Origin of the sequence: Pseudoalteromonas sp. 120-MNA-CIBAN-0494, assembly GCF_040308885.1 — a bacterium.
Taxonomy (GTDB): domain Bacteria; phylum Pseudomonadota; class Gammaproteobacteria; order Enterobacterales; family Alteromonadaceae; genus Pseudoalteromonas; species Pseudoalteromonas nigrifaciens.
Map to the genome: position 1 here is coordinate 1 of NZ_JBEOOE010000230.1, position 237 is coordinate 237.

The 237-nt window shown below is 53.6% G+C and carries 1 pseudogene; it reads left to right on the forward strand.

What is annotated here, in order from left to right:
- Nucleotides 1–34 precede the first annotated feature (34 nt).
- Nucleotides 35–237, forward strand: a pseudogene (locus tag AAEY55_RS18600) (hypothetical protein); the annotation flags it as partial.

Genomic DNA, 237 nt, shown 5'->3' on the forward strand with positions numbered 1-237 from the left:
GTGTTTATTTGTCTCTGCAGGGGAGTTTCTGATCATGCGCTCAGGCACAATGCGGACCCACTTCGCCGCTCTTGTTGTTCTGGCCAGCCTTGTTCTAACAGGCTGTCAAAGCTTTCACCGTGAACCGGACAACAGCCTTTATCTTCAGCTGGGCGAACGCGCAGGCATTGCGGATGTGGTGGAAGACCTGCTGTATCTCATCGTCGACGACACGCGAATCAGTCATCAGTTCAAGGG